At 54.9% G+C, this 14,709-nt stretch carries 12 protein-coding genes and 1 riboswitch; of the genes, 9 read left to right on the forward strand and 3 right to left on the reverse strand.

Going from position 1 to position 14,709, the window contains the following annotated elements; translation table 11 throughout:
• The first annotated feature begins 211 nt into the window (after window positions 1–211).
• Window positions 212–526 carry a thioredoxin gene (gene trxA, locus AC2TF6_RS06335; protein WP_009676258.1) on the forward strand — a complete coding sequence of 105 codons (315 nt, stop codon included), beginning with the start codon at window positions 212–214 and terminating at the stop codon, window positions 524–526.
• Between the two features lie 163 nt (window positions 527–689).
• Entirely contained in the window at window positions 690–2,711 is a 2,022-nt protein-coding gene (uvrC, locus tag AC2TF6_RS06340; protein ID WP_491311599.1) for an excinuclease ABC subunit UvrC, read from the forward strand.
• A 248-nt stretch (window positions 2,712–2,959) separates the two neighbouring features.
• On the opposite strand, the gene AC2TF6_RS06345 is transcribed toward uvrC, so the two are convergent.
• Window positions 2,960–4,618 carry a CPBP family intramembrane glutamic endopeptidase gene (locus AC2TF6_RS06345; RefSeq protein WP_491310360.1) on the reverse strand — a complete coding sequence of 553 codons (1,659 nt, stop codon included), beginning with the start codon at window positions 4,616–4,618 and terminating at the stop codon, window positions 2,960–2,962.
• Window positions 4,619–4,797: 179 nt separating this feature from the next.
• Window positions 4,798–4,947, forward strand: a riboswitch (cyclic di-AMP (ydaO/yuaA leader).
• Window positions 4,948–5,004: 57 nt separating this feature from the next.
• On the opposite strand from AC2TF6_RS06345, the gene AC2TF6_RS06350 reads away from it, so the two are divergent.
• The 3 genes from AC2TF6_RS06350 to AC2TF6_RS06360 are packed head-to-tail and all read left to right on the forward strand — an operon-like array spanning window position 5,005 to window position 8,327.
• Window positions 5,005–6,348, forward strand: a complete 1,344-nt coding sequence (locus AC2TF6_RS06350) for a TrkH family potassium uptake protein (RefSeq protein ID WP_491310361.1) — start codon at window positions 5,005–5,007, stop codon at window positions 6,346–6,348.
• A gap of 14 nt (window positions 6,349–6,362) precedes the next feature.
• Window positions 6,363–7,025: a potassium channel family protein gene (locus tag AC2TF6_RS06355; protein WP_009676247.1), complete on the forward strand. Its 663-nt coding sequence runs from the start codon at window positions 6,363–6,365 to the stop codon at window positions 7,023–7,025.
• 24 nt (window positions 7,026–7,049) lie between these two features.
• On the forward strand, window positions 7,050–8,327 hold the full coding sequence (locus AC2TF6_RS06360; protein ID WP_491310362.1) for a cation:proton antiporter: 1,278 nt from the start codon (window positions 7,050–7,052) through the stop codon (window positions 8,325–8,327).
• 134 nt (window positions 8,328–8,461) lie between these two features.
• Here AC2TF6_RS06360 and AC2TF6_RS06365 read toward each other — a convergent pair whose 3' ends face one another.
• On the reverse strand, window positions 8,462–8,683 hold the full coding sequence (locus AC2TF6_RS06365) for a hypothetical protein (protein ID WP_218228106.1): 222 nt from the start codon (window positions 8,681–8,683) through the stop codon (window positions 8,462–8,464).
• Window positions 8,684–9,021: 338 nt separating this feature from the next.
• Complete coding sequence (locus AC2TF6_RS06370; protein WP_491310363.1) at window positions 9,022–9,921, reverse strand: LysR family transcriptional regulator; 900 nt, start codon at window positions 9,919–9,921, stop codon at window positions 9,022–9,024.
• Between the two features lie 292 nt (window positions 9,922–10,213).
• On the opposite strand from AC2TF6_RS06370, the gene AC2TF6_RS06375 reads away from it, so the two are divergent.
• The 4 genes from AC2TF6_RS06375 to AC2TF6_RS06390 all read left to right on the forward strand — a co-directional run bounded on the left by AC2TF6_RS06375 (window position 10,214) and on the right by AC2TF6_RS06390 (window position 14,468).
• Entirely contained in the window at window positions 10,214–10,891 is a 678-nt protein-coding gene (locus AC2TF6_RS06375; RefSeq protein ID WP_009676260.1) for a succinate dehydrogenase cytochrome b558 subunit, read from the forward strand.
• Entirely contained in the window at window positions 10,884–12,656 is a 1,773-nt protein-coding gene (sdhA, locus tag AC2TF6_RS06380; protein ID WP_491310364.1) for a succinate dehydrogenase flavoprotein subunit, read from the forward strand. Before AC2TF6_RS06375 ends, sdhA begins: the two co-directional genes overlap by 8 nt.
• Before the next feature lie 2 nt (window positions 12,657–12,658).
• The gene (gene sdhB, locus AC2TF6_RS06385) at window positions 12,659–13,429 is read left to right on the forward strand and encodes a succinate dehydrogenase iron-sulfur subunit (RefSeq protein ID WP_009676242.1); all 771 of its coding nucleotides are present in this window, start codon (window positions 12,659–12,661) and stop codon (window positions 13,427–13,429) included.
• Window positions 13,430–13,583: 154 nt separating this feature from the next.
• Window positions 13,584–14,468 carry an EamA family transporter gene (locus tag AC2TF6_RS06390; RefSeq protein ID WP_491310365.1) on the forward strand — a complete coding sequence of 295 codons (885 nt, stop codon included), beginning with the start codon at window positions 13,584–13,586 and terminating at the stop codon, window positions 14,466–14,468.
• Window positions 14,469–14,709 lie beyond the last annotated feature (241 nt).

The following is a 14,709-nucleotide window of genomic DNA, read 5'->3' on the forward strand; positions in this document are numbered from 1 at the left end:
ATTGCCAGTATACCCATTTTTCGCGAAACTTGTAAAGATGCCCGGAGATTCAAAGCAAGACAAAGTTGGCACAACCCGGAGACTGCCAGATTTTAGGGCTTGCCCTGTTCGGTTGAAAAACCGACACATTGTGGTATACTTTACATGTTGACAATATCCGGATCCGCTGAGGATTTCGATGAACTTTTAGATAAATGAGGAGGAAGAAATCATGGCGATCGTAAACGTAACAGACCAATCCTTTAAAGGTGAAGTAGAAGGAGAAGGCACGGTTCTCGTTGATTTCTGGGCACCATGGTGCGGACCTTGCAAGATGATCGCACCGGTTCTGGAAGAATTGGCGAAAGAGGAAGAAAGCTTGAAAATCGCGAAAGTGAACGTGGATGACAATCCGGAATCCGCTTCCCGCTTCGGCGTTATGAGCATCCCGACCCTGATCGTATTCAAAAACGGTCAACCGGTCGATAAAGTCGTCGGTTTCCAATCGAAGGACGCGCTCAAGAACGTTCTTTCCCGTCACCAATAATTGCCTCGCGCAAACAAACGATGAGAAAAAGCTCTTTTTCTGCTATGCTGAAAAGGAGCTTTTTTTGTCATTTATCCGATAAAGACAGGACCATTTTGGATACAGGAAGCCTAAGGAGGGAGAGGCAGTGACGGAAGAACGGGGGGGAGAACCTCTCCACAGAATGACCCGCGAGGAGAGCGAGGAGCATATCCGCAACAAGCTGGCTTTGCTGCCGGATAAGTCGGGTTGCTACCTTATGAAGAACGCGGAAGGCACGATTATTTACGTGGGGAAAGCCAAAGTGCTCAAAAACCGCGTGCGTTCTTATTTTACCGGAAGCCATGACGGGAAGACACAGCGGCTTGTGTCGGAAATCCGTGATTTCGAATATATCGTGACCTCAAGCAACATCGAGGCGCTTATCCTGGAATGCAATCTGATTAAACAGCATTATCCGAGATATAATGTGCTGCTTAAAGACGACAAGTCGTTTCCTTATATCAAAATTACCCATGAAGAGCATCCGCGTCTGGAAGTGACGCGCAAGATCGTCAAAGACAAAGGGAAGTATTTCGGGCCTTATCCGAACGCTTTTGCCGCGCAGGAGACGAAAAAGCTGCTTGACCGGCTGTATCCGCTGCGGAAGTGCAAAACGATCCCGGACCGCGTCTGCCTGTATTACCATCTGGGCCAATGCCTGGCTCCGTGCGAGCATGACATCACGCAGCGGGAGAATGACGAGATGGTGCAGGGGATTGTGCGCTTCCTGAACGGCGGTCACGAACAGGTCAAGCAGGAGCTGACCTCGAAGATGCACGCCGCGGCCGAGGATTTGAACTTCGAGCGGGCGAAGGAGCTCCGCGATCTGATCGTGAACATCGACGCGGTGATGGAGAAGCAGAAGATTACGACGACGGATGTGGTGGACCGCGATATTTTCGGCTACGTCGCCGATAAAGGCTGGATGTGCGTGCAGATTCTGTACATGCGGCAGGGCAAGCTGATCGAACGGCATGTGACCATGTTCCCGTACTATGGAGACGAGTACGAGGACTTCATCACTTACGTGATGCAGGTATACAGCGAGAACCCGGCGCTGCCGAAGGAAATCTTCCTGCCCGGTCGCAGCCAGCAGGAGCTGCCGGCAGAAAGCCTGAGCGCCGGTATGGAGGCAGTGGCGGGCGCGGCTGTGCGGCAGGCCGGAGAAGACGGCGGATCGCCGGAGAGCCTGCGGGAAGCCCCGGAAGAGGCGGCTTCGCCGTCGCCGCTCGCGGCGGAAGCCGAGGAACAATCCGGTTCCGATTCGCGCAGCATGCCGACGACCGCGGAGCAGAAAGACGTGAAGGAAGCGCTGGAGAGCTGGCTGAAGGTGAAAGTGCATTTTCCGCAGCGCGGGCTGAAAAAGCAGATGGTCGACATGGCCAGGGACAACGCGCGCGTCGGCCTGGAGGAGAAGTTCCGCCTCATCGAGCGGGATGCGCAGCGCACGGTGCTGGCTGTCGAGAACCTCGGCAGTTGGCTCGGTACGGGGCCTGTCACGCGGATCGAGGCGTTCGACAACTCGAACATCCAGGGCTCCGACCCTGTGGCCGCGATGGTCGTCTTCACGGACGGAAAGCCGGACCGGAAGGAATACCGCAAATACAAGATCAAGACGGTGCAGGGACCGGACGATTACGAGTCCATGCGGGAAGTCATCCGCCGCCGTTACGAGCGGGTGCTGAAGGAGAACCTGGCGCTGCCCGATCTGATCATCGTGGACGGCGGCAAAGGGCAGATGTCGGTCGCTATCGACGTGCTGGAGAACGAGCTGGGGCTGTTCGTTCCGGTGTGCGGCCTGTCCAAGGACGTGAAGCACAAAACCGCGATGCTGCTGGCCGGCGACCCCGCCGAAGTCGTTCCTATTCCGCGCGACAGTCAGGAATTTTACCTGCTTCAGCGGATCCAGGACGAAGTCCACCGCTTCGCGATTACGTTCCACCGGGAGCGGCGGGCGAAGTCGATGGTCGTTTCGCAGCTCGATGCCATTCCCGGTATCGGGGAGAAACGCCGGAAGCTGCTGTTGAAGCATTTCGGGTCCGTTAAAAAAATCAAAGAGGCCGCGGTCGAAGACTTCCGGCCTCTAGGGATCGGCGAGAAACTCGCCGCACAAATATTGACCGCTCTGCGGGGAGAACAAGAACAAGAGAAACCGTCCATTTGAGACGGTTCCTCTTTTTTGTGCGTTTTATGCGGCGCAAGTCGGCGGTGATTGCACTTCCGCTGGTTTCCGGGCCTTGCCGCAGCCGCACGGCTATGCCGTTTGCGCCGTGCCGCTCCTTCGCGGCGATGTGCCGCATGACCGTGTGCATCGCACTGCCGCCGTGTCCGGGCTGCCGTATCCAAGAGTCCGGGCGGCTTGCTGCCGGCAGGCGGTCCACTGCCCCCGCTTCAGACAAAGCCGCCGACTCTCTAGACGGGCCGCCGGTTCCGCCTGCTTCCGCTCACAAATCTCAGCTTGTGGAGCCAGGACACCGCAAGGGCGACGGCGGCGGGCAGCGCCATATAGAGCAGGCCGAGCGCAGGCGTGCCGGCTGCCAGTCCTTCGCCCGTGAGAAGGGACAGGCCCATAAGGATGCTGTCCATAGCCGTATGGGCGAACAGGGCGGTCAGGAACCCGTACCGCAGGAAGGCGTAGCCGAACACGAGGCCGAGCACCGTGACCTCGATCAGCCTGGTGTACACCGGGTAGATCGGGTAGGCGGTGTGTCCCGCCGCCCAGATGAGGCTGGGCAGAAGCACGGCCAGCCATTTGAACCGGAGCAGCCTGCTGAACAGGGCGATGCCGAGCAGCCGGAAGGTGGCCTCCTCGGAGATGCCCGCCGCCCAAGCCATCAGCGGAAGCAAAGCGGGCTGCAGCATGTTGCGGGGAGACGACATCGGGTCGTTCACCGACCAGACACCGAAGCCTTTCTCCGCCACAAGGAACAGCACCTGCTGGAGGCCGAGCAGGAACAGGCAGAGCAGATAGCCCTGCGCCATGCTGCGGGTTACGCGCGAGCCGAAGTCGGCGTCGCGCCAGCGGGGCATGACGGACTTTCCTACGCGTCTCCACAGGGCTTCGCCCGCCGTGAAAGAGAAGTAGACGGCTGCGGCCATCAGCAGCGTCACGAAGTTGATCAGCACGATCGAAAGCATCGCTTCCTGGCCGCTGCTCGTCAGCGTACTGCCGGCCTTATAAGCCGGATACATGTTGATGTTGTTCATGACGTAGATCACGGCATACACCGCCGTTAGCAGGACGCCCCGGGAAAAATCGACCGTCCTCCATTTAAGGACGGTATAGCCGAGGGCGATCAGGGCCATCAGGCCGTTGCCCCACAAGCTGATGCGGGTCCACATGGAGGCGGTATCCTCTTGGTGCTCCAGCCAAGACGTGAAAGCGTCGGGGAGCCGGAACGATTGGGTGAACGAGGAAACGGAGGTTCCGTCCAGTTTCACGCCGATCGTCAGCTTAGCGTCCCCGACAGGCTCTTTCCGCCGCTCGAACAGCAGCAGACCGGACTTGGCGGCAGGCGGGCTGATCCGCTCGAACTCCGCCTCTTCGTAGCCCTGCCTCGCTATCGCTTCCCGGGCGAGCTTCTCCGCATCGGCCGCGGACACGACGGCCCGGTCTTCGCCGCCGATGCCGGACCAGCCGATGACGGCTTTCGTGGTCATATGGATATCGATGATCCACTTCCGGACCGAAGGGGAAGCCTCGGTGACTTCTACCCGATAGTAATCGACGGGCACCCGGCTGGCGTAGCTTTTGTCATACAACGTTTGAAGCTTCTCTTTGGTGAGATAACCGCTGAGTTCCTTCTCCGATTGGTAGCTGACGAATGTGCCGGGAGCCCCGCCGCCCGTAACGACGCCGGAACCGTTTACTGTATCGGCGCCCTGCCTTTGCCGCAGCCATGCGACCGCTGCCTCCGCGGCTTGTTCTTTCGTAATGGAGGTTGCCGTTTCGTAAGGATCGGAACCGGCGGGAGCGGCCCCGGTATTATAGATGAAAACTACGGCTGCATATAGAAGGAATCCGGTCAGGGCGAGCAGCAGCAGCGGTTTATCCAGACCGTATTTTTTCATGGTCAGCTCCTTCTCCGATTGTTTTTTTAACCGTATCATAGTTTGCGTAAGGATGCCAATTCGTGACTCCCAGTTAGCTGCAGGAAGATTGTCTATGTTTCCCCCCGTAAAATCCGGTTAAAAGGGCTTTGTGCTTGTTTAATAACAGATATATAATGCGGATGATTCATTTCTTCGCGCAACTTCATACGCCGAATTTCCGCAGGAAAACGGGGGAACCATACTTTGGGGTGAATTTTACCGCTTGTGCCTGAATAGGGAAGGGTAAATAGGGTGGCCTGTACATCCGAATCCGTCAGCTAACCTCGTAGGCGACAGCAGGAACCATAACCGAAAGGCAGTGGGTTTCCAGTGTCTTTTTTGTGCTTCATATAGGAGGAAATTATGTGTTAAAAAAGTCGAGGTTTACGCCGCCTCAGATTCTCGTTCTCGGGTTTGCGCTCATTATTCTCGTCGGCTCCGGCCTGCTGATGCTGCCGGTCTCGTCAACGGACGGGCTGCCGCTTCCGTTCATCGACGCCCTCTTCACGGCCACCTCGGCTACCTGTGTAACAGGTCTGGTCGTGGTAGACACCGGGTCGCATTTTACGATGTTCGGGCAAATTGTCATTATCTCGCTGATTCAAATCGGCGGCCTCGGATTCATGAGTATGGCGACGCTTTTTGCCTTCATCCTGCGCAAGAAGATATCGCTCCGCGAAAGGCTACTGCTTCAGGAAGCCTTGAACCAGGGCAGCATGGAAGGGATTGTCCGCCTTTTCCGGAAAGTACTGATCTACTCGCTGAGCATCGAAGGAATCGCGGCTGTCCTGTTTACCGCCCGCTGGTCGATGGATCTCGGTTTTCCGAAGGGGCTGTACTACGGCATCTGGCACGCCGTTTCCTTTTTCAACAATGCCGGGTTTGACCTGTTCGGTCCCATTACCGGCCCATTCTCTTCGCTGACCGCTTACGCCGACGATTTTATTACCAATGTAGTGACGATGGCGCTCATCGTTCTGGGCGGGATCGGTTTTATCGTGATGTCCGATGTGATGGATTACCGGAAAACGAAGAGGCTGACCCTTCACTCCAAGGTGGTGCTGAGCGCCACAAGCATTCTGATCGTGACCGGGGCGCTTGTTATTTTTATCTTCGAGTATTCCAATTCGAAAACGCTGGGTTCGCTGGACTTCGGCGGCAAGATTCTCGCTTCGTTCTTTCAATCGGTCACACCGCGTACGGCGGGAGCGAACACGCTTGATCTCGCTTCTCTCCGCCAAGCGACTCAATTTTTCATGATCATCCTGATGTTTATCGGGGCTTCTCCCGGTTCTACCGGGGGCGGGATCAAGACGACTACGTTTACGATGCTGGTCGGGGCAATCGTGGCGATGGTGCGGGGAAAAGAAGATATCGTCTTCTTCCGCAACCGTCTCGGCAAGGAACGCATCCTGAAGGCGATCACTTTGACGATGTTTGCACTCTTTCTTGTTATTTTCGTTACCATGCTTCTGTCTACGACGGAAGATCACGAGTTTCTTATGATTTTGTATGAAGTGACCTCGGCATTCGGGACTGTAGGACTCACCCTGGGGCTGACCACGAAGCTTACCGCGTTCGGCAAGGTTATGATCGCCTTGACCATGTTCGCCGGACGTCTCGGGCCTTTGACATTGGCGTATGCGCTGCAGCCTAAAGCCGAGAAAGAACTGTACCGTTATCCAGAAGGAAAAATCACGATAGGTTAAGGAGAAACAAAACAATGGCTTTCATTCAATATGCAGTTATCGGACTCGGACGCTTCGGTTCCAGCTTGTCCCAAGAATTGACTCAGCTCGGGCACGAGGTGCTGGGCATCGACAGAGACGAAGAGAAAGTGGACGAGATGAGCGACAAGCTCACCCATACCGTAGTTGCGGACGCGACGGATGAAGAGGTTCTCCGCTCGCTCGGCGTCCGCAATTTCGACTGCGCCGTCGTGGCTATCGGAGACAACATCCAGGCGAGTATCATGGCGGCGATTCTGCTTAAGGAGCTAGGCGTTAAAACGGTCGTCGCGAAGGCGTTGACCGATCAGCATGCCAAGGTGCTTGAAAAAATCGGCGTGGACCGGATTATCTTTCCGGAGCGGGATATGGGCGTGCGCGTGGCTCACCAGCTGGTGTCGCCGAACCTTCTCGATTACATCGAATTGTCCAAAAACTATACGATCGCGGAGCTCGTCGTTTCCCGGCGTATTTCCGGCCTTACTCTAAAGGAACTCGATCCGAGGGCCAAGTACGGCTGCAGTATCGTCGCCATCAATAAAACGGACGACGTGATTATCGCGCCTACCGCCGAAGATGTCCTGCACGAGAAAGACGTGATGGTCGTCATCGGCACGAAAGAGCAGATCGATACGTTTGAGAGCCGCGCGATCCGCTAAGAAGCGGGAAAGGGGCGTATGCGCATGGAGAATGCTTTGACACAGCTCATAGACTATGAGCTGTATTTATTTATCCTGATTGTCGTTCTGGGCATGTTGTTCGGCAAACTGGCGGGATGGCTGCGCCTGCCCGATGTGGCGCTTTTTCTGATCGCGGGGATGATTTTCGGACAAGCGTTTCACTGGATCGCGGAACCGAGCAGTTCGCTGACCAACCAGTTCATCCTGGTCGTCGGCTCCACGCTCATTCTGTTTGACGGTGGGCGCAATATCCGGCTGAGCGGGCTGAAGCATGTCTGGATCTCCGTCACGCTGCTGAGCATACCGGGCGTCATCCTTACGTGCGCGGCGGTCGCGGCCGCTTCCCACTGGTTTCTCGGCCTGCCCTGGCTGCACGCGCTTCTCCTCGGAGCTATCATCTCTTCCACCGATCCGGCTACGCTTATTCCCGTGTTCAAACAGGTGAGAATCCGGACCAAAGTGCGCGAGACGGTGGAGAGCGAGTCGGCATTCAATGACGCTACGGGCTCCATCCTTACCTTCTCGCTGATTGCCATTCTTCTGGGAACGGAGCACGTATCCGTCGCTTCAGGCGCCTGGCAGTTTGTGAAAACCGCGCTGGGCGGGCTGTCGGTCGGCGCCATTATCGGGTATGCGGGAGCCTTCCTGACCGCACACGTGAAAATCGGCTTTCTGCGCGATTACGCGACGATCCTGATGCTGGCGGCGGCTCTCGGCTCTTATCTGGCGGGTGAACATCTGGGGGTCAGCGGTTTTATGGCGACGTTCACGGCCGGGCTGATCTGGGGCAATTCCGACGTCTTCAAGCTGCATATGGAGGATAAAAAGCAGGAAATGACGCATTTCTCGGAAAATGTGACCGTTCTGATGCGGATGCTGATTTTTATCCTGCTCGGCAGCCAGGTCAATTTTCCGCTGCTTCTCAAGTATTTGTGGCCGAGTCTCGGCATAATTTTCGTGTTCATGTTCATCGCCCGTCCGCTGGTCGTGCTTCTCTGCGCGCTGCCGGACCGCAAAGCGAAATGGACTTGGAGAGAGATTGTCTTCATGTTCTGGGTGAGGGAAACCGGCGTGATTCCGGCCGCGCTTTCCGGCATGGTGGCGGGGCTGGGCATCGCCCATGCGGATCTGATCGCTTCCGTTACGTTTATGGCGGTTCTGATCACCATCCTGTTCCAGGCGAGCACCACGGCCTTTGTGGCGCGTAAGCTGGGCCTTGAAGAGGACAGCGGCGGCGAAGGCGCGCATGGCTTACCGTCCGCGAAGCCGGGGCCGCAATAATGGAAGAAACATTTCTTCCAGATGATGAAAAAATGGAAACCGCCTCTGCTCGCAGGGGCGGTTTTTTGGCGAAGAGCTTTGTTATCCTTGAGTGTTGATTTTTGTCCAAAAGAAAAACTGCTCAATTCGGCGGTTCATTCTTCTTTAGCTTGTGAATTTTTCCCCTCATGATAGTCTTTCCATAATGGACTGATGTATTTTTCCATTGTTTTTACGACGACATCTCTTCGGCTCTCTTCGACATTTACAGTGTCATTTGAAATCTCATTTCTAATTCGTATGAGCACAAATAAAGGAGGTAATGCAGCCTCACGGAGAGCCTTAATCATGATTTCTTCTTGTGGAGTAATATCCATAACTTATCTTTTTTCCTTTCTAGTAGGTTATACGACGAATATTATAAGTCCTGACACCAGTGTTAGGGTCAAGCGAAAATAATCAATTCCACTATGCTGCCCGTTGCTTCAATAAAAAATCAACAATACAGTTTAACAGAGCCTTGGCGAAAAAAAAGAACCTCGCCAGGCCGTGCAGGGCTGGAAGGTTCTGTGCAGTCGGCAGCGGAGGCACTACTGGCGGCTCTTTGGAGCATCAGGCGGAGCATGACGGCTTGGCCGTCATAGCCGTCATACAGGCATAACCGGATAACGGTCCCAAACGCTCGCGTGGCAGCGGCCTCTGCCTGGGTTCCGCACTACTGGCTCAGGCCCGCGAAATGCGCCTTGGCCTTGCGGATAAAATGCGCGACCGCCTCGTTCTGGTGAGTTTCCTTCACAAAAATGAGCGAGGTGGTCCGCGGCGTTTTCATAAGCTCGGGCAGCTCCCGGACGCAGAGCCCGTCCTGATCGGACGAATGGTCGTGCAGGTACGATTTCGGCAGCAGCGTAGCCGCCTGGCACGTAACGACGAGACGCATGATCGCCTCGAACGAGTCGATTTCCATTTTGACGTCCGGAAAAATGAAAAAGCGGTGAAACAGCTCGTCGGTAAGCACCCGGTACCAGGTGCCCTTGGAGAAGAGGATCATCGAGAGGCCGTTTAGATCGGCGATGGACAGCTCCTCGCGGTCCAGGTAAGGATGACCCTGCGGCAGCACCAGACAGAGATGATCGTCGAAAAGAGGCTCGCAGGCAAGTCCGGGCTGGTCGATGGAGGAGGCGACGAGGCCGATGTCGACTTTCTTCTCCTTGACCATCATGACGATCTCGTGAGTCTTGCCGGTCAGAGCTTTCATATCCGTGGACGGATATTCCGCCAGGTACATCGTCACGAGCTCGGGGAGCGTGGTCTGCAGCGTGGTCAGACTGGCTCCGATGGTGAGGCTCATATGGCGTCCGGCGGTTTTATATTCGTACAGGGTCTGCAGGAAGCGGCGTTCGCCCTGCCTCTGCTCCAGCGCATACTCGTATGCGATTTCGCCGGCCCGGGTTAAATCAAGGCGCTTCCCCTTGCGGGAAAAGAGCTGGACGCCGAGCTGCTCTTCCAGCTTCATGATCTTGCGCGATAAGGCAGGCTGCGACAAATTTAGCACCTGCGACGCTTTATTCAAGCTGGCCTGTTCGACAACGACAGCAAAAACGTCGAGATGTTCCATAATTCGTGCCTCCCCGGGGTTTAAATTCTTCTTATTATGCAAAAATATTATAATGAATATAAAAAAACAGCAATTCCATTATAAGCGATAAAGAGGTACGATGTATATGTCACCAGTTGTTCACAAAAAATTCGGCCCATTGTCGCTAATCCGAGGCAGGAAAAAGCGATGAGTGTGCCTTTTTTGGCGGTTGACGGTCCCCGGACAGGGGAGTACAATGGAATTTGGTTTTGTCTGGAATTGTCGAGACGTATCGTGTCGAGGCGAAAATTTGAGGGGGGAAGCATCACTAATGGGCAAGAACTCGTATTTTAACCGCAAGCTGCATTCCTTGCTTGGCGTTATTCCGGTTGGTTTCTTCTTGATCGAGCATTTGCTTACCAACTTTGAAGCAACTAAGGGACCTGAAGCGTTTGTGGATCAAATCAACTGGCTGAACAGCCTGCCGCTCGTGCTTGTGCTCGAGATCGTCGGGATCTGGATTCCGCTTCTGTACCATGCCGTTTACGGGCTGTACGTAGCGTTTACGGCCCGCAACAACGTAAGCCGTTACGGCTATTTCCGCAACCAGATGTTTTTATGGCAGCGGATCACGGGGGTTCTTACCTTCCTGTTCGTGGCATGGCATTTCTTTGAAACGCGTTTTCAAGTGGCACTCGGCAACGTAGAGCATGAACGCTTAGGACAGACGATGCATGACATCGTATCTCAGCCGCTTTTGCTGACCATATACGTAATCGGCGTTATCGCCGCGTCTTTCCATTTTACAAACGGCATGTGGTCGTTCCTTGTCAGCTGGGGCATCACGGTGGGTCCACGCGCCCAACGCGTGTCTTCCTATATCTGGATCGGCTTGTTCCTTGTCATGTCTGTAATGTTCATCGCATCTCTCGTGGCATTTAAAGACCCGCAATTTCAGGAGCTTCCTGTCGTTAGCGGAATGATCGGAGGGGTGACCAGCAATGGCTAATTCAAAAGTAATTGTCGTCGGCGGCGGTTTGGCCGGTCTGATGGCAACCATTAAGGCAGCGGAAGCGGGTGTGCCCGTACAGCTTTTCTCCCTTGTTCCTGTAAAACGTTCCCACTCCGTGTGCGCCCAAGGCGGCATCAACGGAGCGGTTAATACGAAAGGCGAAGGAGACTCCACTTGGGAGCACTTTGACGATACGGTATACGGCGGCGACTTCCTCGCCAACCAACCGCCGGTTAAGGCGATGTGCGACGCGGCTCCCGGCATTATCCACTTGATGGACCGGATGGGCGTTATGTTCAACCGGACACCGGAAGGTCTTCTGGATTTCCGCCGTTTCGGCGGCACGAAATACCACCGTACGGCATTCGCCGGCGCTACGACAGGCCAGCAGCTGCTGTACGCGCTCGACGAGCAGGTCCGCCGTTTCGAAACAGCGGGACTCGTAACGAAGTTCGAGCACTGGGAATTCCTCGGCGCGGTCATCGACGACGACGGCGTTTGCCGCGGGATTGCCGCCCAGGATCTGCGCAACATGGAAGTGCAGACCTTCTCTTCCGATGCCGTCATCATGGCGACCGGCGGTCCCGGCATCATTTTCGGTAAAACAACGAACTCCGTTATCAACACCGGTACGGCAGCAAGCGCCGTGTACCAGCAGGGCGTTTACTACGCGAACGGCGAGTTCATCCAGATTCACCCGACCGCGATTCCGGGCGACGATAAGCTTCGCCTGATGTCCGAATCCGCGCGCGGTGAAGGCGGACGCGTATGGACGTATAAAGACGGCAAGCCGTGGTACTTCCTTGAAGAGAAATACCCGGCTTACGGAAACCTGGTTCCGCGTGATATCGCGACCCGTGAAATTTTCCACGTTTGTAACGACCTGAAGCTCGGCATCAACGGCGAGAACATGGTTTACCTGGATCTGTCTCACAAAGATCCGAAAGAACTGGATGTTAAACTGGGCGGTATCATCGAAATTTACGAGAAATTCACAGGCGACGACCCGCGGAAGCTTCCGATGAAGATTTTCCCTGCGGTTCACTATTCGATGGGCGGCATCTGGGTCGATTACAACCAAATGACGAACATTCCGGGCTTGTTCGCCGCAGGCGAGTGCGACTACTCGGTTCACGGCGCGAACCGTCTTGGAGCGAACTCCCTCGTATCCGCTATTTTCGGCGGTATGGTAGCGGGTCCTAAAGCAATCGAATATATCCAAGGTCTCGACAAGCACGTGGAAGATATGTCCACCGCTATGTTCGACCGCGAGAAGCAGAAGCACACCGATCGTTACGAAAGCCTGCTTAAAATGGACGGCAAGGAAAATGCTTATGTCATCCACAAAGAGCTCGGCGAGCTGATGACTTCGAACATGACCGTCGTGCGTTACAACAAAAATCTTGAAGAGGCGATCGTCAAGATTAAAGAATATAAAGAACGTTTCCAGAATATCAACATGACGGATACGGCCCGCTGGAACAACCAGGGTGTCGCCTTCACGAGACAGCTCTGGAACATGCTCGAACTTTCCGAAGCGATGACGCTGGGCGCTCTTCTGCGTAACGAGAGCCGCGGCGCTCACTACAAGCCGGAGTTCCCGGAACGCGATGACGATAACTTCCTGAAGACCACCAAAGCCAAGTGGACCCCTGAAGGTCCGGTTATCGAATACGAGGACGTAGACGTATCGCTTATCGCACCGCGTAAACGCGATTACACTACGGACAAGAAGAAGAAAGAGAAAGAGGGAGGGCATTGATCATGGCCGAAGCGCAAACCGCAGTACCAAGCAAAACGGTCAAGTTTATCGTCACCCGTCAAGACAGCCCGGAATCGGCTCCTTACAAAGAGGAGTTTGAAATCCCGTACCGTCCGAATATGAACGTGATCAGCGCACTGATGGAAGTTCAGCGCAATCCGAAAAAATCGGACGGCGGCGAAACGACTCCGGTTTGCTGGGAGTCCAACTGTCTCGAGGAAGTATGCGGCGCCTGCTCCATGATCATCAACGGCAAAGCGCGCCAAGCCTGCGCTGCCTTGATCGACAAGCTGGAACAGCCGATTCGCGTAGAACCGATGCGTACGTTCCCGGTCGTAAGAGACCTGGTTATCGACCGCACCCGGATGTTCAACGCCCTCAAGAAAGTGAAAGCGTGGATTCCGATCGACGGTACGTACGATCTGGGTCCGGGACCGCGTATGGCGGAATCGAAGCGTCAATGGGCTTACGAGCTTTCCAAGTGCATGACGTGCGGCGTATGTCTGGAAGTTTGCCCGAACGTAAACGAGAAGACAAGCTTTATCGGTCCTGCCGCGGTTTCGCAAGTCCGCCTGTTCAACTCCCACCCTACAGGTGAAATGAACAAGGACGAGCGTCTCGATACGCTGATGGAAGACGGAGGCATCGAGGGCTGCGGTAACTCGCAGAACTGCGTGCGTTCCTGTCCGAAAGGCATTCCGCTCACGACTTCCATCGCAGAAATGAACAAGGACACCACGAAACGTCTGTTCAAAAAATGGTTGGGCATGTAAGCACGCCAACCTGGCATATTATGAAGTATACGGCACTTCCGCGCAGCTTTTCCCGCGCGGAAGTGCTTTTGTTATGAAAAGAAAACCTGCGGCATGCTAATGAAATAAAGCGTTCCACGCCGTTTAGTTCGGAAAGAGAGAAGGGGATCCCATCATGTGGAAAGCGATTATTCTTGTATTCCTGGGAGCATGCAGTTACGGGATGCTCTCTACGTTCGTTAAATTCGCGTATGACGCGGGTTTCGAGCCGGGTGAGGTAGTAGGCGCCCAGAACTTGTTCGGCACGCTGATCTCGCTCGTACTCGTTCTGACGCTCTCCCGCCATAAAATGAAGCCGGGGCAATGGGTGCCGCTGCTTATGGTGGGGCTGACAACCGGTTCGACCGGCATTTTATATTACAATTCCCTGCAGACGGTTCCGGCCTCCATCGCCATCGTGCTGCTGTTCCAGTTCACGTGGATCGGCGTCATTCTGGAAGCGGTGCTGGAACGCAAAAGACCAAGCCGCGCGAAGGCGGTCTCCCTCGTGCTGCTATTGATCGGAACGGGGCTGGCATCCGGCGTGGCCAATCTCGGCTCCATCGATTTACCTGTTGTCGGGGTGGTGCTTGGCCTGCTGTCCGCCGTGACCTACACCGGTTTTATTTATTTCAGCGGCAAGGTGAGCACGGGAGTGCCGGCCATCAACCGGACCCTGATGATGAATATGGGAGGGCTTCTTCTCGTATTCGTTTATCATACGCCGAGTTTTATATGGAACGGCGCGCTCGGAGAGGGACTCTGGAAATATGCGCTGCTCGTCGGAGTTTTCGGGATCGTGATTCCGACCGTATGCTTTAACTACGGCATGCCGAAGCTGGGGACCGGTCTGGGTTCCATTCTCGGAGCAGCCGAGCTGCCCGTAGCCGTCGTGCTTTCGGCAGCCGTGCTTAAGGAAAGCGTGTCATTGGTGCAGTGGGCGGGTGTCCTGCTCATCCTTTTCGGAATCGCTTATCCTCATCTGCGGAGAGGAAAAGCCGGGGAACTTAAGCCGACTTGATGGGGCTGCAGCCGATCGATTCTCGTTACAAAAACTTATAAAGAGCCGGAACGCATAAGCGTTTCGGCTCTTTTTTTGTTAAATAATACTTGACGGGTAGGATAAGTCGGAATAAAATAAAACGAAATAATATTTATCTCATATAAATTAAAAGCGAAATAAATATTACAAACCGTTTTGTTCAGCCGGCCGACCAGTCCACTGGAAGCTCGCAGCAAAAGCGAACCTACAACTTGGAGGG

This window comes from Paenibacillus sp. JNUCC 35 (genome assembly GCF_058269095.1).